Consider the following 21,139-nt stretch of genomic DNA (forward strand, 5'->3'; position numbering starts at 1 on the left):
CGGCTTGCAGGCCCTCCTGCCCAAACCAATTCAGGAACAGCTATGAAACATGATCAGTCGCGGCTCGTCCGCATCGATGCCGGTCCGATGAAGAATCCCGTGCCCGGCAAGCCCCGGCGTCCGATTTCGGGCGACGCGGCGTTTCGCACCGTGACCGCCTTCGAAGGCAATGCGGGCAAGGCCGAGGCCGGCGTGTGGGAAAGCACCGCCGGAACCTTCCAGTCCAATACCACCGGCTACATCGAGTTCGGCTACATCGTGGAAGGCGCGGCGCGCCTGGTGGATCCGGATGGGACCGTGCACGAGCTGACGGTGGGCGAGGCCTTCGTCATGCCCGAAGGCTACACGGGCCGCTGGGAAGTGGACCAGTTCGTCAAGAAGATCTACTTCATTACCCGGATGGGGTAAGTGTCGGGCCGCAGCTACGACTACGGCTGCGGACGTTGCGGGAAAGCGGACGTGCCGAAGGTATTGCCCATGCGGTTGCCGATGGTGGCGGGCGTGGGCAGGCCCATCTGGTTGGGTGGACGCTGCGTGACGGCTTCGGACTCCAGGCCGCCGGGGGGGCGGGGCGCGGCGGCGGGCGCCATCTTCTGGTTCAGGCAGTCATAGGACAGGGCCCGGTAGCCATTCACTTCGGTATCGATGCACGCGCCTTCCGGCGCCGCGGGCTTGCGGGCGGAAGCGGCCGGCGCGGGGGCGGGGTCGGGCTCGGCGGCCGATAGCGGCGCGGCCGCCATCGCCGCCAGCCACAGCAGGCAGGCGCGGCCCGCGTAAAGACACACAATGCGCATGCGCAGTCCTTGATTTGCGCCCGGCACTGGGCGGCCGACGCGATCCAGGCAGTATAGGGATGCGCGCGGCCCGGCAGGTGACGATTGCGTGGCGGCCGGACGTGGCGTTCGCCCGGCGTGTCACGAATGCGTCATTCGGTGGCTCTAGCATGGCGGCTTTCGATCAGGGCCGCGGCCCATCGCCACTGCCATGCCAGGCGTTTTCCACTTGCGTACGCGTTCATGATCGCCGCCCTTCCGGGTTTCGGCGCAGCGTTGCGCGCCTGTCTGGCGCTGGGCCTGTGCACGCTGGCGGCGCCCGGCCGGACCGAACCGCCGCCCCGGCCTATCGCGTTCGCCATCGCGGCGCAGCCCCTGGCGCAGGCGCTTGCCGAATACAGTCTTGCCAGTGGTTTGACGGTGCTGGTGGACAGCGCGCTGACCGAGGGCAGGCAGGCGCCTGCCGTGGTGGGAAACTACGCGCCGGGCGAGGCCTTGCGCAAGCTGCTGGCGGGCACTTCCCTGGCCATCCGCTATGCCAGCGCGCAATCGTTCACGCTGGTGGCCGAGCCGGCCAAGACCAGCGGCAGCAATGCCCAACAAGGCAGGCGCCTGCGCGACACGCAGTACGCGGCGACGCTGCAAGGCGCGGTGAAGCGGGCGCTGTGCGCGGCGGCCGGTACGGAACCCGGCAACTACAGGGCCTTGATGCAGCTGTGGTTCGACAAGGCGTGGCGGGTGAGCCGCGTGAGCTGGGTGGCGACCACCGGGTCGCCGGCGCTGGATGGCCAGCTTGAGGCGGCGCTGCGCGGTGTGGTCGTGGGCCCGCTGCCTGCCGGCATGCCGCAGCCGGTCACGGTGCTGCTTGAACCCAGAGGCGCGGGCGACTGCGGCGGCATGCCGGGAGCCGGCCGTGCGCGATAACAAGCCGGACGGTTCCCTGCTGTCGATTTTCCTTGAACGCTACAACGACTTTCGCAGCCAGCTCAAGCGGCGGCTGGGGTCGGAGGACCTGGCGCACGACGCCATGCAGGAGACCTTTTTGAAGGTGAACGACCTGCCCGCCAGCTCGTCGATCCAGCAGCCCGCGGCCTATCTGTTCCGCGTGGCCCTGAACATCGCCGAGGATCAGCGGCGCCGGGACTCCCGTCTGTTGACGGGGGTGGAAATCAGCGAACTCATCAACATATCGGACGAGGCGGCCGACCCCGCGCGAATCGCGCAGGGGCGCAACCAGATCGACGCGTTCCGCCGCGCGCTGCGTGGCTTGCCCGAGCGCACGCAGCAGATCCTGCTGGCGGCCCGTGTGCACGAGTTGCCGCACGCGGAGATCGCGCGGCGCTACGGCGTGTCCGAGCGCATCGTGTCCAAGGAACTCAAGCGCGCGCTGGAGCACTGCGCGCAGGAGCTGGACGCCCCGGGTGGCGCGGTGCCCGCGCCGCGCCGCGCCGGCAGGCACGCACCGAATCAGGACGAAGGACCATGGCGCTGACGATGATCATGCCCGGAAAGCACAAGAACAAGAGCAATGACGCGCCGGCGCGCGAGGCGCGGGAGTGGCTGCTGAGATTGACCTCGGGCAAGGCCACCGAGGCCGACGCCGAGGCGTTTCGCGGCTGGCTGCGCGCCAGTCCCGGGCACGAGGCGGCGTTTGCCGACCAACGGCGGCTCTGGCGGGACCTGGGGCCGGCCGTGAGCGCGGAGCTGACTGCAAGCGCCGGGACGCGCCGCCGCAAGGCGGCGGTCAACGGGCGGCGCGCGTTCCTGGGGGGCGCGCTGGCGGCATCGGCGGCCTATCTGGCGTTCCGGCCGCCGCTGGGCTTGTGGCCTGGCCTGGACGATCTGGGCGCGGACTATCGGACGGCGGCGGGCGAACAGCGGCGGCTGGCCTTGGGCGGCGCGCTGGAAGTGGAGATGAACACGCAGACGCGCATCAATGTCGCGGCGGCGCCTGGGGGGGGCGCCGTCATCGAGCTAGCCGATGGCGAAGCCGAGATCCGCAGCGGGGCGGTGGCGGCGCAAGTGGTGGCGGGCAAGGGCCGGATCACGGCCCGGGACGCGGTGTTCAACTTGCGCTACATCGGCGGCGAGGCCCGGCTGTGCTGCCTGTCCGGAACGGCGCGGCTGGTGCATGCGCAAGGGGTGTTCGATGTGGGGCCCGAGCGGGAGCTGCGCTATGACGATGCGCGCGTGCAGCCGCCGGTCAAGGCGGATCTGGAGGTCGTGACGGCCTGGCGGCAGGGATGGCTGGTATTCGACCAGCAGCCGCTGGCGCAGGTGGTCGACGAACTGAACCGCTACCGGCGCGGGCGCCTGGTGCTGATGAATGAGCAACTGGGCAAGCGGCTGGTGCAGGCGCGTTTTTCGCTGGCGCAGGTGGCGGACGCCGAGCGCCTGATCCGCGATGCCTATGGGGCGCGAGTGACCCGTCTGCCTGCCGGCGTCGTGCTGCTGTCCTGAACGGCATATTCCAACGCCAATTCGATGAATTATTTGTGACAGCGTTCTGGTCGGCATTTTTCCAACCGTCTGTCTTGTTCTAGGTGACGAACACCCGCGATTGGAACAAGGAAAGGCGATCATGCAGGCACGGATGTCGGAGACGGGCGGAAACAGGAACATGGCGCGCAAGGCGCGGCGCGGGCGCATGAACTGGCGGCCGACGCCGCTGTCGCAGGCCGTGACGGCGCTGCTGATCGCCGGCAGCGCCACGGGCACGGCGCAGGCGCAGGCCCGCGCCTTCAGCCCCGGCTGGTTCTCCGACAAGAACGCGGTGCAGTCCACCGCCCAGCGCACCGGACGCCTGCCCAACGGCAGCCCGGCCGGTATCGGCGGCAGTGCGGGGCAGCAGCAACAGGCGCGCCAGACGCTGCAGAAATCCCTGGACAACCTGAACCGCACGGCGGCCGCGGTGGCGGCGCAGCAGGCCGCGCAGGCGGCCGCGCGCGCGGCCGCGGCGGCGGGCAATGGCGGGGGCGTGCCGGACGGACTCGTGGAAGGCGGCTTGTGGGCGGCCGGGGGCGCCTTGGCAAAGTGGGAAGGGGCCAAGGCCGCCAAGCCCGGGGTGGAGAATGGCCGGCAGGTCGTCACCATCGAGCAGACCCAATCGCGCGCGATCCTGAACTGGGACACCTTCAACGTGGGGCGCAACACCACGGTGCAATTCAGGCAAGGCGTGGACGACGCGGTGCTGAACCGCGTGGTGGGCGCGTCGGCCCGGCCCAGCCAGATCCACGGCGCGATCAAGGCCGACGGAACGGTGCTGGTGGTGAACCAGAACGGCGTGATCTTCACCGGCACCAGCCAGGTCAATGTGCGCAATCTGGTGGCGGCGGCGGCCGATATCGGCGACCAGCAGTTCCGCGACAAGGGCCTGTATGCGGACAACGGCTCGCAGCCGACGTTCAAGGACGCGCTGGGCCGCGTCGAGGTGCAGGCGGGCGCCGTGATCCAGACCGCGACGCCGACGGTGTCCACTGCGGGCGGCGGCTACGTGCTGCTGCTGGGCAAGGAAGCCGCCAACGCGGGCATGATCGACACCCCGGGCGGGCAGGCGCTGCTGGCGGCGGGCGATAGTTTCGTGATCAAGCGCGGGCAGGGCACGTCCGGCAACCAGGTGTCCACCACCAAGGGCAACGAGGTGACGCCCGCGGGCTCGCCCGGCCGGGTCGAGAACACGGGCCTGATCCAGGCGGCCATGGGGGATGTGACCCTGACGGGCGGCAATGTGGCGCAGGCTGGCGTGGTGCTGTCCAGCACGTCCGTGGATACGCGGGGCACGGTACACCTGACCGCGGCGGGCGAGGGCGGCGCGATCACCCTGGCCACCGACAGCACCACGGCCATTCTGCTGGACCGCAGCGGCGCCGTTGCGTTGGACAGTCAGCGCGACGGGCTGCGCGTGCCGGTGGTGGCGCAGACCGATGCGCCGCTGGTGGCGGCCGGGGCCGACCGGCGCGAGCTGTCCCGCGTCGAGATCAGCAGTTCCGGCACCGTGGACTTCACGTCCGGCTCCATCACGCTGGCCACCGGCGGCCAGATCGCCGTCCACGCCGCGCAGCGCAGCCTGCTGCGCGACGGCGCGATCCTGGATGTGGCGGGCGCGGTGGGCGTACCCGTCGCGATGGAAAACAACAACGTCAAGGTCAATGTGCAGGGCAGCGAGCAGCGCGACGCCCCGATCAACCGCGACAGCGCGAAGCTGAACAACAACGACGTGTGGGTCGACGCGCGCGACCTGGTCCTGGTGCCGGCGGGCACCAACGGTTACGCCACCGACCGCTGGTACACGGCCGGCGGCCTGCTGGAAGTCAGCGGCTACCTGGGCACCCAGGGGCATGCCATCAACGAATGGATGGCCCAGGGCGGCAACGTGGAGTTCACCGGCGGCGACGTCGTGACGCGCGCCGGGTCGCAGATCAATGTGTCGGGCGGCACGCTGGACGTGCAGGACGGCATGATCCGGCAGACCTGGCTGCGCGGGGTGGACGGCCGGCTGTACCAGGCGTCGCGCGCGCCGGGCGACCTGGCCTACACCGGCTTGTACAAGGGGTACGAGGCACAAAGCGAACGCTGGGGGCACACGCGCTATTTCTACAACCCGCTGATCGCGCCGCGCGAACGGTTCGAGACCGGCTACACCGTCGGCCGCGACGCGGGCCGGCTGCTCATCGGCACCAAGAGCGCCGTGCTGGAAGGCGAACTCGTCGGTCAGACCTATCAGGGCGACCGCCAGAGCGCAGCCGCACAGGCCGGCCTGGACGGCTATCAGCAATCGCAACGCGCCGTGGCGCGCGGCGCGCAGCTGGTCGTGGGCACGTATCGGCCCTACTACGTCAAGGCTACCGGCGCGCTGCAGTACGTCCTGGGGCGGAACGACGATACGGTCCAGCAGGTCGTGCTGTCCGACCGCGCGGCGGCGATTGCCGCCGGCCTGGACCTGGGCACCGCCCTGCCCGAAGGCAGCGCGGGGATCCTGCATCTGGATACGGCGAGGCTGAACGGCTTTGGACTGGGCGCGATCCGGATCGCCGCCGACGAGATCGCGGTGCAGTCCGATCTGGCCGTGACGCCGGCGGGCGAGATTACGCTGTTCGCGAACAAGGTGTCGGTGGATGCCACGCTGACGGCGCGCGCAGGCAGCATCCGCCTGGGCAATACGCTGAACCAGGCCACCTCCGCGGGCTCGGCCGATATGGCCGCCGGCGAGGTTGGCGAGGGCGACGGGCTGACGCTGAGCGCGCGCGCGCGGCTGGACGCGGCGGGCCTGTGGTCGAACCTGGCCATGTCGCCGGAACGGACCGGCGGCATGGCGTATCTGAACGGCGGAACGGTGTCTTTGCGCAGCAGCGGGGACATCCAGCTGGATGCCGGCAGCGTGATCGACGTGAGCTCGGGCGCGGCGCTGCGCGCGAAAGGCAAGTTGACGGGGGGCAAGGGCGGCAACACGACGGTGGAGTCGCTCGATTCGGGCACCGACGTCGGCGGCCATCTGAGCCTGGGCTCGGCGCTGCGCGGCTATGGCGTGGACGGTGGAGGAACGCTGGTGGTGGCGGCGGGCAAGGTCGTGCTTGGCACCGGCCAAGCGGGCGCCGGCGAGGACGCGTTGGCCTTGGATGCGCCGTTCTTCCAGCAAGGCTATGCGCGCTACGAGGTGACCGGCCGCAGCGGAGTGGAAGTGGCGGAAGGCACGCGCCTGGACGTGCTGATGCCGGTGTACCGGCCGGTGGCGGGCGCCGCCAGGCTGCCTGCCGGCACGGCCCCGTCGGCCGCACTGGAAACCTGGCTGCCGCCCGTCTATCAGCATGATCCCCTGGCGGGCACGGTCACGCAGCGGCGCGGCGCCAGCCTGTCGCTGCAAAGCGGCCGCAGCGTCGCGTTGGCCGGCATCGATGCCGACGCGCAGCTGCTCATCGGTCGCGGCGCGCAGGTGAACGTGGATCCGGGGCAAACCATCCAGTTGCGTGGCGAGGGCCAGATCACGGTGCTGGGCGCCTTGAGGGCGCCCGGCGGCAAGATCGACATCCGCCAGCTCCGCCTGGGCGACATCGATGTGGCCGAGTCCACGGAGATCGCCAACGGCGAGGTGCACGACCGGTCGATCTGGATCGGCGAGCAGGCGGTGCTGGACGTGGCCGGCCGCGCGCAGACGGGCGTGGATGTGCAGGGCCGCCGTTATGGCGTGGCGGATGCGGGCGGCGTCATCGTGATCGGCGGCGAGATCGACCACGACCGCGCCACCGCGCAATCCTCGGACGCGTATGTGATCGTGCGTCCCGGCGCCGTGCTGGACGCGTCCGGCGCGGGCGCGATCGTGGATGTGAGCGGGGTCGGCCCGGTGCAACTGAGCGGCGACGGCGGCCGCATTTCGCTCAGCTCGTACAACGGCCTGCATCTGGACGGTGCGTTCATCGCGCGCGCAGGCGGGGCGAACGCCTCGGGCGGCACGTTGGACATCGCGCTGGAAACGCCGCTGTATCGGACCTGGGGCGAGGGCGTCGCGGGCGAGGCCGTGCAGGTGCCGCGCGAACTGGTGCTGGCGGCGGGGGCGGACAGCGCGCTGGGCGCCGCCCTGAAGCCGGGCGAAGGCGCGGAAGGCCTGCGCTACGGCCAAACACGGCTGGACGCGGCGCGCCTGCTGGCGGGCGGAGGATTCGATCATCTGGGACTGCTGTCCAACGGCCTGATGTCGTTCGACGGCGACGTCAACGTGGCCGTGGGTCAAAGCCTGCGTCTGTACGCCGGCGCCTTCTCGCTGGCGCCGCAGGCCGATGCGCAGACTCGCGTGAACCTGGCGGCGTCGTATGTGCGCCTTTCCGGTGTGGGGATGTATTTCTCCACCAATGGCGTGACGCGGCCGCGCGTACTGTTCGGCGATGCGGCCGACGTGGCCGAAGGCGGGTTCACCGTGCGCGCCGGCAGCCTGCTGGAACTGGGCAACAGCCTGTCCTTCGGCACGCAGGGTTCCATCAATCGCAGCGTGGGCGGTGCGCTGTCCGTGAAGCGTTCCGGCTTTGACCGGATTGTGCTCGACAGTGGCGGCGACCTGCGTTTCTTGCGCCAAAACGACAACGAACCGCGCACGCGGGTCTGGACCCGGGGCGACCTGGAGCTGATCGCCGCGCAGATCTACCCTGGCACGGGCGCCGAGGCGGAGGTGCTGGCGGGCTACACGCGCAACCCGGTGTCCGGCACCAATGTGTTCGATCCGGACCGCACGCTGCGCGTCGGCCGGCGCGAGGGCGCGACACCGGCCACGCCGTACTCCGCGTTCGGCACGCTGCGCCTGGCGGCCGCCACCGTGGAGCAGGGGGGCGTGTTGCGCGCGCCGCTGGGCGCGATCGTGCTGGGCGACCTGGGCTCCACTTTGGGCACGCAACGCCTGACGCTGCTGCCAGGCAGCATCACGTCCGTCAGTGGCGCGGGCCTGGTCATGCCCTATGGCGGCACGACCGATGGCGTGTCGTACAAGTTCAAGGGGGAGGACGTCTCGCTGGTGGGCGTGGGTGGAGCCATCGGCGTGGGGCAAGGCGCCTCTTTGCGCACGGGCATCACCTTGGCGTTCCGCGACGTGGACGCGTTGCCGGGGTCCGTGCTGGACCTGTCCGGTGGCGGCGAACTGACCGGCGCGGGGTTCGTGTCCGGCCGCGGCGGCTCCACCGACGCGCGCTATTCCCCGCTGGTCCGCATCGATCCCAATGGCGGCTTCACCCTGCCCGGGCTGGAGAGCAATCCCGTCTACGCCATTGTGCCGGGCGCTCAGCCGGGCTACGCGCCGGTGGGCGGCGAGGCCGGCGCGTCGACGCCGGGCATCGGGCGGCAGATCACGGTGGGCGCGGGCGTGCCCGGACTGCCGGCCGGCACCTACACCTTGTTGCCGTCCACCTACGCTTTGCTGCCCGGCGCGTTCCGCGTCGAGATCAACGGCGGGGTGGCGGCGGGCGCGGCCGTGGCGCCGATACGGATGCGTAATCGGTCGTGGGCCGCCAGCGGCACGCTGTCCACCGCCGGCACCAGCCAGGTGAACAGCCTGGCCAGTTCGGTGATCCTGACCCCTGCGGACGTGCTGCGCACCCATTCGCAATACAACGAGATGAGCTACGCCAGCTTCGTGCGCGCGGACGCGGTGACTCGCGGCGTGCCGCGCGCCATGCTGCCCGCCGACGGGCGCACCCTGCGGCTGGCTATCCATGCCGGTTCGGAGGACGGGCAGGCGCTCAGCTTCGAGGGCCTGGCGGACTTCAGGGCCGCGCAGGGCGGCTTCGGCGGCGCCGCGGCGGTCAGTGGCGGAAGCTCGCAGGTCGAGATCCTGGCGGCGGGCCAGGCGCCCACCGCGGGCTTTTCGGGTACATCGCTGCAGGCGGATGCGCTGACGGCGCTGGGCGCCAGCCGCCTGGTTATCGGGTCCTTGCCGGTGGTGCAGTATGGGCAGGGCGGGCGCTTCTACACGTTCCAGGGCCCGGCCAACCAAGTGGTTTTGCGCGCCGGCGCGTTGCTGGCGGCGCCCGAAGTGCTGATCTCGTCGCGAACCATAGAGATCGAGGCCGGCGCCGGCATTTCCACGCTGGGCCGCGGCGCGCCGTCGGTGGACTCGGCCAGCGGTTACGCCTTCCAGCCCGGCGGCGCCGGTTTGCTGGCCGTGTCTAACGGCCGCCTGGACGTGCTGGCGCCCGATGCCTTGGCGTCGGGCGCCATCCGTATCGGCACCTGCGCGGCGCAGCCTTGCCAGGGCGTGACGCGCCTGTATTCCGAGGGCACCATCGCGGCTGCGACCAATGGCGCGTTCGATCTGGGCGAGCAGGTGCGATACGGCACCCGCAACCTGACGCTGGCCGTCGGGGCGGTCAACGTGGGCACCGCCGGCGTGTTGGCGCAGGCGGCCGCAAGCGGGCTGTTGCCTGACGGGCTGACGCTGAACCAGGACATCCTGGGCCGACTGCTGCGCGGAGACACCAGCACCGGCGCGCCGGCGCTGGAAGTCCTGACCCTGACCGCGCGCGAGGCCATGAATTTCTACGGCACGGTCGCGCTGGACACGCGCGATCCGGTCACGGGCAAGTACAGCCTGGCGACGCTGGCGCTGGGCACGCCCGCTATTTACGGGTACGGCGGCGCCGGCGACGAGGCCAGCATACGCACGCAGAATCTGATCTGGAGCGGCGCGACGCAGGCGCCCGGCGCCGTGGTGGCGGGCGGCGCGGGCACCGGCACGGGCACGCTGCGTGTGGATGCCGAGCGCATCGTGTTCGGCTACGGACAGGGCACCCAGCCCAGTGGCACGGAGGACAACGCCCGCCTGGCGCTGGGTTTCGGCCAGGTCAGCCTGAACGCCACCGAACGCATCACGTCGAATCATCGCGGCAGCCTGGCCGTCTACCAGTCGCAGGGCGCGTACGTCAGCGGCAGCGGCTATACGTACAGCGGCGGCAATCTCAGCCTGAACACCCCGTTGCTGACGGGGGAGGCGGGTTCCATCAACCGGATCACGGCGGGGGGCGAGCTGCGCGTGGCGGCGATGCCGGGCGCGCCGGCTGCCGCCGTGCAGGAGCTGGGCGCGGAGCTGAGCCTGGCCGCGTCGAACGTGCTCGTCGACGGCAGGATCGTGCTGCCCAGCGGCAAGCTGACGCTCGCCGGCCGCGACGGCGTGCTGCTGACGGGGGCGTCGCAGCTCGACGTGGCCGGCCGCGCCGTCGCATTCAACGATGTGACGCGCTACAGCTGGGGCGGTGATGTGATCCTGGAGAGCAGCCTGGGCGGCATCCGCCAGGAAGCGGGTTCGTCGATAGACATTTCCGCGCAGGAGAACAATGCGGGCCAGCTGCGGGCCGATGCGCTGTCGGCGGCGGCGGGCACGGTGGATCTGCAAGGCCGCATCCTGGGCGCGGCTACGGGCCGCTACGACGCGGGCGGCACGCTGGTGCCGTACCGCGCGGGCAGCATCGACGTCCGCGCCCAGCATCTGGGTGCGGCCGGCGCGCTGAGCGCGGATTTCGAAGCGCTGAACCAGCGGCTCAACGAGGGCGGCGTGACGGGCGCGCGCAGTTTCCAGGTCAAGCAGGGCAGCCTGGTCATCGGCAACGCGCTGCGCGCCAATGACATCAGCCTGTCGATCGACGGCGGTAGCCTCACCGTGGCGGGCCTCGTGGACGCCAGCGGCGAGCGCGTGGGCCGGATCCGCCTGGCCGCGCGGGATGGCCTGGCCCTGGCCGCGACGTCGGTGCTGGACGCGCACGGCACCGTGCTGCGAGTGGACAGCTACGGCAAGATCATCGACGCGCCCAACCGCGCCGTGGTGGAACTGAATTCCGGCCGTGGCGTGCTGACGCTGGCGGGCGGTGCGCGCATCGACCTGCGCCACGGCACATCCGCGACGTCGGGCACCGGGGCGGGACAGCACGACGGCGCGTCGCGCGGCACGCTGGATCTGCTGGCGCCGCGCATCGATGCCGCCGGCAACGTAGGAATCAATGGCGGCGGAGCCCCGGGTTCCGCGGCCACGCATGGCGACATCGCGATCGAGGCGCGAGGGCCGGTCGCCATCGAGGGCGCCAAGTCCATCGCGCTGATTGCGATGCAGCGCTATGACGACGCGCTTGCCGGCAACGCGGCGGACCGGGCCAGCGGCCGCGACTATCAGATCATCGATCAGGCCTACCTGGATGCCAAGCACGGCGACAGCGTGCTATTCATCGGCAATGCGCTGGCCAACGGCAACCTGCTGAACGGCAAGCTGGCGGGCCTGAACAACGCGAGCTATCGCGACGCCTTCCATCTGCGGCCGGGCGTGGAGATCGTCAGCAAGACCGCCGATGGCGACCTGGTCGTGCAGGGCGATCTGGACTTGTCGCGTTACCGCTACGCCAGCCTCAATCCGCGGACGCCGATGACCGCGGCCTATGGTTCGGGCGAAGTCGGCGCGCTGACGATACGCGCCAAGGGCAACCTGGATGTCTACGGCAGCATCAATGACGGCTTCGCGCCGCCCGCCGCGACGCCGGACGACGAGAATGGCTGGATCCTGACGCCGGGGGCGCAGCCCTTCGGCGGCGACGTGGTGCTGCCGCGCGGCGGCGTGGAGCTGGCCGAGGGCACGGAGTTCCCCGGCGGCAAGACGCTGAACTATCCCTTGCCCCTGCAGGCGACCACGCTGGCGGCGGGCACCCGCCTGCCGGTCGAGGCCGCGCTGAACCAGGTGTTGTCGCTGCCCGCCGGAACGGTGCTTTCGGGCGACGTGCGGGACGCGTCCGGCCAGCTGCTGTATGCCGCCGGTACCATCCTCAAACAGGCGGTGGACCTGCCGGTCGACACGCGCCTGGGCGCCGGCACCTTGCTGTCCAGCGGCACGGCGATGAAGGCCTTCACCTGGCCGGCGAACCTGGCCCTGCCCAACCTGCACACCACGCAGGCCTATGAGCCCAATGTGCTGCTGATGGCGGGCAGCATCACGCTCAAGCAGGGCGCGCTGATCCCGTCGCAGGCCAAGCTCGTGTTCCCCGCGGGCACGGACTATGTGGAACTGCGGCCGGGCACCGCGACGGACCAGCGGCGCAACTGGGCGCTGGCCCAGATGCTGCCCGCGGGCAGCCAGTCATGGTCGGTGCAGCTGGTGGCGGGCGCGGATCTGGACGCGGCCGATCCGCGCCGGGTCCTGGCCGGGCTGGGCGCGGGCAAGCTGACGCTGGCCGACAGCCACTACAGCGCCAGCCTGCTGAAGGGCGCCAGCCTGCTCTGGGGGCCTGACGCGGAGCCGTCCGGCTTCGAGCCCGGCACGCCGGTGCCGGACGATCTGCTGTGGCTGTGCGACGCGGTGGAGGGCTTGTGCGTGGCGCCGTCGCCCTGGTTATGGGCCAAGGACAACTGGTGGGGGTATCCGGAGGGCACGCCCGTGTCGGACGCGGAGCTTGGCATCTGCACCGACTTCCCGGGCCAGTGCGACGAGAACAAAGTGTCGACCAGCGTCCTGGCCCACTCGCAGAATTTCAGCGTGTTGCGCACGGGCACGGGCGATCTGGACCTGGCGGCGGGCGGGGACATCAGCCTGATGTCCGCCTATGGCGTCTACACGGCCGGCACGCAGGCCGCCGGCGTCGCGCCCGGCTACCAGCTGCCGCGCGGCCGCTTCGGCAGCACGGTGCTGGGAGACGCCCATTCGACGACGTACGAACCTTTCGTGACGGCGGGCGCCGGCTACCAGGCTTGGTATCCGGAGGCGGGCGGCAACCTGAGCCTGTACGCGGGCGGTGCGCTGCGCGGCGACGTGTGGGGCAAGACCGTGGCCGGCATCTATGACGGACGAGTGATAGATCCCAGCGTGGGGATAGGCAATTGGCTCTGGCGCCAGGGCACGGGCAGCGCCAATGACGGCGATACGCCCACGGCGTGGTGGATCAACTTCGGCAGCTATACGCGCGCGCCCGCCCAGTTCAAGGACAACACGCCATTGCTGGTGGGCTTCACCGGATTCGGCGCGCTGGGCGGCGGCAATGTCAGCGTGCGCACGGGCGGCGATGCGGGCAATATCGAGTCGCGGGGATCGCTCAGCAATCCGCGCGGCCAGGGCCTGATCGTGGCCGTGGGCGGCACGGGCCGCATCGCGGCCGACGGCGGCATGACGCTGACGGGCGGCGGCGATATCGACATCCGCATCGGCGGAGGGCTGAACCCCACGCAGAGCGCGCGCGGGCGCGTGTCGTCCACCGCGGGGGCGACGCCCTACTATGGCGACCCCGCCATCGACCTGCAAGGCGCATTGATCAACCTGCGCGGCCATGTCCAGTTGGCCAGCGGCGCGGTCGGCGGGCTGGACCTGCGGTATGGCAATCAGGCCGACCAGCAGGACGTCAAGGACAGCCGCGGCTACGATCCTTACGTATCCACGCTGGCCAGCGCCACCGGCGGCCTGGCGCTGATACCGGGCGACGCGGTCATCCGCCTGGACACGCGCGGCGATCTGGTCGTCGGCGGCGCCAGCGATCCGGGCCGGGTCGCGGTGCCGAACAGCACGCCGTTCCGGCTGCGCGACGGCACGCTGCAGAACGGCGGAGGCTACAGCTGGTTCTCGATGTGGACGGAGAACACCGCCATCGAACTGTCCAGCGCGGGCGGCAATCTGACGCCCAGCCGCCAGACCTCGCACAGCGCGCAAGGCCTGGCGCTTCAGACCGGGCGCAATACCTCGGCGTCGGACGGACGCTATCTTTATCCCTCGATCCTGCGCGCAACCGCTTATGACGGCAGCATCTACGCGGGCTTGTCGGCGGGTTACCTGAACAGCGAGGCCACCGGACTGCCGTACGCGCTGACGCTTGCGCCAGGCGCGCGCGGGCAGCTGGAAATGCTGGCGGGCGACTCGATCTACGCGGGCGGGTATGCCATCAACCGGTCGGGGGCGGACCCGGCTGGCCTGCCCAGCGTGCTGGCACCGGCCTTTGCCGGATACAGCACGGAAGCCAGCCAGGTCGCCGCCTTGAGCAACCAGGGGGTCAACGGCTTTGCCGGCAGCCGCGATACCTACTTCCCCCTGTTCAACTTCATTGCGCCCACGGCCAGCCCGGCTGGCTCGGGCTCGGTGACGCGCTTCTACGCCCGCGATGGCGACATCGTGGGATTGCGCAGCGGCGAATTGATCGCCGTCCTGAACGGGGTGAATGTGGGGCAGACTTGGTACGAGGCGTCGGGTCCGGTCTGGATGATGGCCGGGCGCGACATCGTTGCGTCGGGCACCGATATCGGCAAGACGACGGAGGTTCCCAGCACCAACGGATTCAACTTCGGCGGCACCACGCCGGCGACCTCCACCGGCAACCTGTTCCTGCACCGCGATGCGCGCGACGTGTCCCTGGTGTCGGCGGGCCGCGACATCCTGTACAGCTCCTTCACGGTCGCCGGTCCGGGCACCCTGGACATCTCGGCGGGCCGCAATGTGCTGATGGCCGATCGCGCATCGGTCACCAGCCTGGGCGCGGTGCTGCCGGGCGACAACCGCGCCGGGGCATCCATCGCAATGCAGGCAGGCGTGGGCACCAAGGGACCGGACTACGCGGGCTTCCTGGCGCACTATTTGGATCCGGCCAAGGCGGCGGACCCGGGCCGGCCGCTGGTGGACCAGGGGCTGGCATTCAAGACCTACGAGGCCGAGCTGCTCTTGTGGCTGACGCAGCGCTACGGCTTTGCCGGCAGCACCGAAGACGCGCGCGCCTACTTCGCCGCCTTGCCCGCCGAGCAGCAGCGCATCTTCGCGCGGCAGGCGTACTTCGCCGAACTGCGTTCGGGCGGCCGCGAGTACAACGACAAGGCGAGCCCGCGCAGCGGCAGCTACCTGCGTTCCCGGCAGGCGATTGCCGCCTTGTTCCCGGATACGGCGCCGGGGGCCTACCAGGGCGACATCACCTTGTATGGCGCTGCCGGCATCCGCAGCATCTTCGGCGGCGACATCCAGCTGATGACGCCGGGCGGTCAGCAGGTCTTCGGCGTGGAAGGCGTGGCGCCGCCAGCCAGCGCCGGCATCATCACGCAGGGCGAGGGCAGCGTCCAGCTCTACGCGCTGGGCAACATCCTGCTTGGCCAGAGCCGCGTGATGACGACCTTCGGCGGCGACATCATCGCCTGGTCGGCGCAAGGCGACATCAATGCGGGCCGGGGATCCAAGACCACCGTGCTTTATACCCCGCCCAAGCGCGTGTATGACGCGGTCGGCAACGTGACCTTGTCGCCCAGCGCGCCCAGCACCGGCGCGGGCATCGCCACGCTGGCGCCGCTGCCGGAAGTGCCGGCGGGCGACGTGGACCTGTACGCGCCGCTGGGCACCATCGATGCGGGCGAGGCCGGCATCCGGGTGTCGGGCAATGTGAACTTCATCGCCCAGCACGTGGTGAACGCGGACAACATCAAGGTCCAGGGCGAGAGCGCGGGCGTGCCGGTGGCGGCGTCCGTCAACACCGGCGCGCTGTCGTCGGCCAGCGCCGCCGCGACCTCCGCCGTCAATGCGGCGCAGGACTCGGCGCAGCGGGCGCAGAACGCGGCGCGGCAGAACCAGCCTTCGGTGATCAGCGTGCAGATCCTGGGGTATGGGGAAGATCCGGTGGCGGGCGCGCCCGCGACCGCGCCGGCGCCGGCGGCCACTTCGGCCGCGGCGCCGAAGTACGACTCCGCCAGCGCGGTGCAGGTGCTGGGCGCGGGCGAGCTGGACGCCAGCGAGACCGCGAAGCTGAGCATGGAGGAGCAGCGCAGGCTGGCGATGTAATCCCGGGCGCCGGGCGGGTCTGCCGGCAGTCACTCCAGCGTCATGGAAAAAGGCCGGCGGATTCGCCGGCCTTTTTTCTTTTGGATCCGTGGCGGTATGGCCGTCATGTCGCCCCGCCAGAATCCCCGCACGATCATGCCGCGATTCTTTTTCATGAAGTTTTTCTTACAACGCGCGGTCTTCGCCTTCCCAGTACGTCTAGTAACAAGCAGAAGCTGTAGTCGCGGGGTTGCGGGGAAAAACCGTAACGGGATTGTCGCAAGCGAACTGCACGGTAGCGGCCGGTACCAGACCGGTTTTCACACAAGGAACTGAGTGCATCGCTATGCATGATTTCGAAAGTAGGGGTAGCGCGCTGCGCGCCATATTGCGCCGCGCGCCGGAAGCGATTGTGCTGACGCTGGCCATCAACGCGGCGTGGGCGCAGGGCGCGCCGGCCCCGGAAGCCGCGCCCGCCGCGGCTCCCGGAGCGGCCGACGCCCGCCGCGTCAACATCAACGAATACATCGTGCGCGGCAATACCGTGCTGGAAGCGCGCGACATCGAGCGCGCCGTCTACCCCTACCTGGGACCGGAGCGCACGCTGGCCGACATCGAGTCGGCGCGCGAGGCCTTGCAGGCCATCTATCAGGAGCGCGGCTACCAGTCGGTATACGTCGACCTGCCCGAGCAGCAGGTGGCCGACGGCATCGTCTTCCTGCAAGTGTCCGAGACCAAGGTGGGCCGCGTGCGCGTGGTGGGCGCCCAGCATTACTCGCCCCTGGCGATCCGCGACGAGGTGCCGGCCCTGAAGGAAGGCGAGGTGCCGAACTTCAACCAGGCACAGGCCGAGCTGACCGGCCTGAACAAGGGCGCCAGCCGCCAAGTGGTGCCGCTGGTCCGGGAAGGCCGCCTGCCGGGCACCATGGACGTGGACCTGAAGGTCGAGGACAAGAGCCCCTGGAACGCCAGCCTGGGCCTGAACAACGACTACAGCGCCGACACCACGCGCCTGCGCAGCACCGCGTCGCTGGGCTATGACAACCTGTGGCAGCTTGGCCATTCGGTCAGCCTGACCTTCTTCACCGCGCCGCAGGAAACCGACAACGCCAAGGTCTGGTCCGGTTCCTACTCCATGCCGCTGTCAGGCCGCTGGAGCCTGCAGTTCTCGGGCTACAAGAGCGACAGCAACGTGGCCACCATCGGCGGCACCAACGTGCTGGGCAAGGGCCATTCCTTTGGCGTGAGCGCCACCTACGCGATGGACCCGCAGGGAGACTGGAGCAATTCGCTGTCGATCGGCCTGGACTACAAGAAATTCGACGAGGCCACCCGCTACGGCGCCAACGAAGACCAGATTCCCATCAAGTACCTGCCGTTCACGCTGGCCTATAACGGCTACCGCTATTCCGAGTCCTCGCACAGCAGCCTGGGCCTGTCGGTCGTTGGCGCCAGCGGTTCGTTCTTCAACCAGGGCAGCGACTGGCAGGAGTTCGACAACAAGCGCTACATGGCCAGTCCCAGCTTCGCGCTGCTGCGCGGCGACGGCTCCCACACGCAGAACCTGTTCGGCGAATGGCAGCTGGGCCTGCGCGGCTCGTTCCAGCTGGCCTCGGGCGCGCTGGTGTCCAACGAGCAGTTCTCGGCCGGCGGCGCCACCAGCGTGCGCGGCTACCTGGCCGCCGAACGCACGGGCGACGACGGCATCCTGGGCTCGGTCGAATGGCGCACGCCGTCGCTGGCGCGCTGGCTGGGCAGCAATGTCAACGAATGGCGCTTCTACGCCTTCGCCGACGCCGCCACGCTGCGCCTGCGCGACCCGCTGCCCGAACAGGATTCCAGCTACTCGCTGGCCAGCGTCGGCCTGGGCACACGCATGCAAGTGCTGGACTGGCTGTCCGGCTCATTCGACTGGGGCTATCCGCTCAAGGACGGCCCCAACACCCGCAAACACGATCCCCGCCTGAACTTCAGCGTCCGCGCCAGCTTCTGAGCGCGCGCGAAACCGTATTTATCCCGGAGTCTTGACCATGCAACGCCTATTGATGCTCCTACTCACCGTGCTGGCCGGCGTATTGCCGTCCGCCGCCCACGCCTGGTGGCAGCCAGACTGGCAGTACCGCAAGCAAATCACCGTCGACAGCACCGCCCAGGGCATGCCGCTGGGCGGTCCGGCGGGCCGCACGCCGCTGCTGGTGCGCCTGCACACGGGCAACTTCACCTTCGATGGCATCAACGAGAAGGGCGCCGACATCCGCTTCGTGGCGGCCGACGACCAGACCGTACTGAACCATCAGCTGGAGGCCTTCGATCCCCTGCTGGGCATGGCCCTTGTGTGGGTGGACGTGCCCGAGGTGGCCGACGGCCAGCGCCAGGACATCTGGATGTACTACGGCAACCAGAAGGCGCCGGCGTCGGGCAACGGCCAGCTGAGCTTCGACCCCAACTACACGCTGGTCTATCACTTCGACGGGGCCGCCGGCGCGCCGCCGCGCGACACCACGGCCTACAGCAACCACGGCCAGACGCCGACGGGCGCCGCCGTGGATGGCGTGATCGGCCGGGCCGCGCAGTTCGCGGGCACGGCGCCTTTGATGCTGCCCGCCAGCCCCTCGCTGGCCGTGCCCGCCGCGGGCGCTTTCACCTTCAGCGCCTGGGTGCGCGCCGACCAGCCGGCCGGCGAACAGCTCGTCTATGCCCGCCGTGACGCCGGCAACGCCTTGCTGATCGGCATCAGCCAGGGCGTGCCCTTCGTGGAGGTCAACGGCCAGCGCAGCCAGCCCGGCCAGCCGCTGACCCCGGCCGCCTGGCAGCACCTGGCCGTGACGGCCGACGGCAGCCAGGTGAACCTGTACGTCAACGGCCGCGCTTCGGCGTCGCTGGCCGCCAGCCTGCCGCCGCTGAACACCACCGCCGCGCTAGGCGGGGACGTGCCCGCTCCCGCCGCCGCGCCGGTTTCGGCCGCCGCTCCCGTGGCGGGCGCCGACGCCGCCGCTCCTGAGCAAGCCGCCGCTCCCGTGCAGCCGGTCTATGCGCCGTTCGTCGGCGCCATCGACGAAGTCCGGCTGTCCAAGGTGGCTCGCCCCTCCGCGTTGATCTACGCCGATGCCAGCTCGCAAGGCGCGGAATCGCGTCTGGTCGCCTACGGCGCCGATGAAGAGCAATCCGGCTTCGGCTTCGGCGGCATGGGCTTCCTGCTCAAGGCCGTGCCGATCGACGCCTGGATCATCATCGGCGTGCTGGTGCTGATGATGGTGCAGTCCTGGATCATCATGATCAAGAAGAGCCGCCACGTGGCCCGCCTTGCCCGCGCCAACGAAGCCTTCCGCGAGTCCTTCGCCAAGGTCGGCCAACGCCTGGAACTGCTGGCCGACGACGCCGCGCTGGCCAACCGCCTGGAGCACGCCTCGCTGTGGCGCCTGTACCGCGTGGCCATCAATGAAATCCGCACGCGCCGCGCGCAGGGCGCCGACACCAGCTCGATCTCGGCGGCCACCATCGAAGCCATCCGCGCTTCCATGGACGCCGTGCGCACCAAGGAAAACCAGGTACTGGGCTCCAAGCTGGGCTCGCTGTCCAACGCGATCGCCGGCGGCCCGTACATCGGCCTGCTGGGCACCGTGCTGGGCATTATGGTGGTGTTCCTGGGCACGGCCATGGCCGGCGACGTGAACATCAACGCGATCGCCCCGGGCATGGCCGCCGCCTTGCTGGCCACGGCCATGGGCCTGTTCGTCGCCATTCCGGCGCTGTTTGGCTACAACCGCCTGGTTTCGCGCAACAAGGAAGTCAGCGCCGACATGCGCGTCTTCGTCGACGAATTCGTCACGCGCCTGGCCGAAGTGCATGGCGAGACGCAGGCGCAGGAAGCCGCCCACCACCCCGCGGCGCGCGCGCAGGCGGCCAGCCGCCCGGCCGTGCGCGATGCGCAACCCGCGCCCGCCGAGGCGTAAGGAGGAACCATGGCTTCCGTATCCGCATCCCAGGACGATGACGACGACGCGCCCGTGGACGGCATCAACATCACGCCGCTGGTCGACGTGCTGATGGTCGTGCTGGTCATGTTCATCCTGACCGCCACGGCGCAGATCGCCGGCATCAAGGTCAACCTGCCCAAGGCCAGTTCCACCATGGCCCTGTCGCAGCCCAAGACCAAGGCGATCTCCGTCAACGACGCCGGCCAGGTTTTCCTGGACGCCTATCCCGTCACCTTGCCCGAGCTGGAAGACCGGCTGCGCACGGAGAAGGCGCTGAACCCCGATTTCCCGGTCATTGTGCGCGGCGACGCCGCCGTGCAGTACCAGAAGGTCGTGGAAGTGCTGGACCTGCTGCGCCGCCTGGAGCTTGCGCAGGTCGGGCTGGTCACCGGCAAGCCGCAATAGGGGCCGAGGCTAACGTCATGCCGCAACACGCATCCGATACCTCGCGCGCGCAGCACCCGGCGCGCCGCTGGCTGAAGCTGGCGGCCGTCGCGGTGGCGGTGGCCGTCGCGGCCTATGCGCTCTGGCGCTGGGCCAACGACATGTCCGGCGTCCGGCGCGATGCGCCCAAGGTCACCGCGATCATCCCGCTGCCCCCGCCGCCTCCGCCGCCGCCCGAGCCCGAGAAACCGCCGGAGCCCGAGCAGCCCAAGGAAGAGCCGGTGGCGACGCCGGAACCCGAGCCGCAGCCCACGCCCGAGCCGCCCAAGCCCCAGGACGAGGCGCCGCCGCGTCCGTCCGACGACCTGGCCAACCCGATGCAGATCGACGGCGATGCGCAGGCCGGCAGCGACGCGTTCAACATCGGCGCGGGCCAGGGCAAGGGCATGGCTGGTGGAGGCGGGGGGCGCGCGGGCAACGCCACCTACAGCCAGTACCTGGCCTACGCGCTGCAAAAGATCCTGCGCGAAGACGAGCGCACCCGCAATCTGACCTTCCGCCTGCAAGCCAACATCTGGCTCACGGCGTCCGGGCAGATCACGCGGGTCGAGCTGACCCGCGGCAGCGGCGACGCCGATGTCGACGCCCGCGTGGTCGCCGCGCTGCGCGCCGTGCCTGGACTGGACGAACGTCCGCCGGCCTCGGCCAGCATGCCGATACGCGCATCGCTGACCGGCCGCCGCCCCTCCTGAACCACCGAATTGAACTGATCCCGGAGTGACTAG

General features: G+C 70.1%; 10 protein-coding genes. 9 read left to right on the top strand and 1 reads right to left on the bottom strand.

The genetic code is table 11. From position 1 onward, the window contains the following. Window positions 1–42: 42 nt before the first annotated feature. Window positions 43–408 (top strand): cupin domain-containing protein, encoded by a 366-nt coding sequence (locus HLG70_RS00575; RefSeq protein ID WP_171667554.1) that lies wholly within the window; start codon window positions 43–45, stop codon window positions 406–408. 20 nt (window positions 409–428) lie between these two features. Here HLG70_RS00575 and HLG70_RS00580 read toward each other — a convergent pair whose 3' ends face one another. After that, a complete protein-coding gene (locus HLG70_RS00580) occupies window positions 429–794 on the bottom strand; it encodes a hypothetical protein (RefSeq protein WP_171667553.1) in 366 nt (121 codons plus the stop codon). A gap of 222 nt (window positions 795–1,016) precedes the next feature. Between HLG70_RS00580 and HLG70_RS00585 the strand changes: the two genes are divergently transcribed. The 8 genes from HLG70_RS00585 to HLG70_RS00620 all read left to right on the top strand — a co-directional run bounded on the left by HLG70_RS00585 (window position 1,017) and on the right by HLG70_RS00620 (window position 21,106). Then, window positions 1,017–1,697: an STN domain-containing protein gene (locus tag HLG70_RS00585; RefSeq protein ID WP_171667552.1), complete on the top strand. Its 681-nt coding sequence runs from the start codon at window positions 1,017–1,019 to the stop codon at window positions 1,695–1,697. Next, entirely contained in the window at window positions 1,687–2,265 is a 579-nt protein-coding gene (locus HLG70_RS00590) for an RNA polymerase sigma factor (RefSeq protein ID WP_234103314.1), read from the top strand. The genes HLG70_RS00585 and HLG70_RS00590 overlap by 11 nt, the downstream gene beginning before the upstream one ends. Beyond that, window positions 2,256–3,233 (top strand): FecR family protein, encoded by a 978-nt coding sequence (locus HLG70_RS00595; protein ID WP_171667551.1) that lies wholly within the window; start codon window positions 2,256–2,258, stop codon window positions 3,231–3,233. The genes HLG70_RS00590 and HLG70_RS00595 overlap by 10 nt, the downstream gene beginning before the upstream one ends. A gap of 121 nt (window positions 3,234–3,354) precedes the next feature. Then, entirely contained in the window at window positions 3,355–16,014 is a 12,660-nt protein-coding gene (locus HLG70_RS00600) for a filamentous haemagglutinin family protein (RefSeq protein WP_171667550.1), read from the top strand. Between the two features lie 325 nt (window positions 16,015–16,339). Then, complete coding sequence (locus tag HLG70_RS00605) at window positions 16,340–17,986, top strand: ShlB/FhaC/HecB family hemolysin secretion/activation protein (RefSeq protein WP_171667549.1); 1,647 nt, start codon at window positions 16,340–16,342, stop codon at window positions 17,984–17,986. A gap of 37 nt (window positions 17,987–18,023) precedes the next feature. Then, window positions 18,024–19,946, top strand: a complete 1,923-nt coding sequence (locus tag HLG70_RS00610) for a DUF2341 domain-containing protein (protein ID WP_171667548.1) — start codon at window positions 18,024–18,026, stop codon at window positions 19,944–19,946. Window positions 19,947–19,955: 9 nt separating this feature from the next. Then, a complete protein-coding gene (locus tag HLG70_RS00615; protein ID WP_006222018.1) occupies window positions 19,956–20,375 on the top strand; it encodes an ExbD/TolR family protein in 420 nt (139 codons plus the stop codon). A gap of 17 nt (window positions 20,376–20,392) precedes the next feature. Then, on the top strand, window positions 20,393–21,106 hold the full coding sequence (locus tag HLG70_RS00620; RefSeq protein WP_171667547.1) for a TonB C-terminal domain-containing protein: 714 nt from the start codon (window positions 20,393–20,395) through the stop codon (window positions 21,104–21,106). The last annotated feature ends 33 nt before the right edge of the window (window positions 21,107–21,139 follow it).

It is taken from the genome of Achromobacter deleyi (genome assembly GCF_013116765.2).
Classification (GTDB): domain Bacteria; phylum Pseudomonadota; class Gammaproteobacteria; order Burkholderiales; family Burkholderiaceae_B; genus Achromobacter; species Achromobacter deleyi_A.

Excerpts from the sequence above, each read along its gene's own strand:
- HLG70_RS00575 (WP_171667554.1), top strand. The coding sequence starts at position 43 with ATGAAACATGATCAGTCGCGGCTCGTCCGCATCGATGCCGGTCCGATG.
- HLG70_RS00580 (WP_171667553.1), bottom strand. The coding sequence starts at position 794 with ATGCGCATTGTGTGTCTTTACGCGGGCCGCGCCTGCCTGCTGTGGCTG.
- HLG70_RS00585 (WP_171667552.1), top strand. The coding sequence starts at position 1,017 with ATGATCGCCGCCCTTCCGGGTTTCGGCGCAGCGTTGCGCGCCTGTCTG.
- HLG70_RS00595 (WP_171667551.1), top strand. The coding sequence starts at position 2,256 with ATGGCGCTGACGATGATCATGCCCGGAAAGCACAAGAACAAGAGCAAT.
- HLG70_RS00600 (WP_171667550.1), top strand. The coding sequence starts at position 3,355 with ATGCAGGCACGGATGTCGGAGACGGGCGGAAACAGGAACATGGCGCGC.
- HLG70_RS00605 (WP_171667549.1), top strand. The coding sequence starts at position 16,340 with ATGCATGATTTCGAAAGTAGGGGTAGCGCGCTGCGCGCCATATTGCGC.
- HLG70_RS00610 (WP_171667548.1), top strand. The coding sequence starts at position 18,024 with ATGCAACGCCTATTGATGCTCCTACTCACCGTGCTGGCCGGCGTATTG.
- HLG70_RS00615 (WP_006222018.1), top strand. The coding sequence starts at position 19,956 with ATGGCTTCCGTATCCGCATCCCAGGACGATGACGACGACGCGCCCGTG.
- HLG70_RS00620 (WP_171667547.1), top strand. The coding sequence starts at position 20,393 with ATGCCGCAACACGCATCCGATACCTCGCGCGCGCAGCACCCGGCGCGC.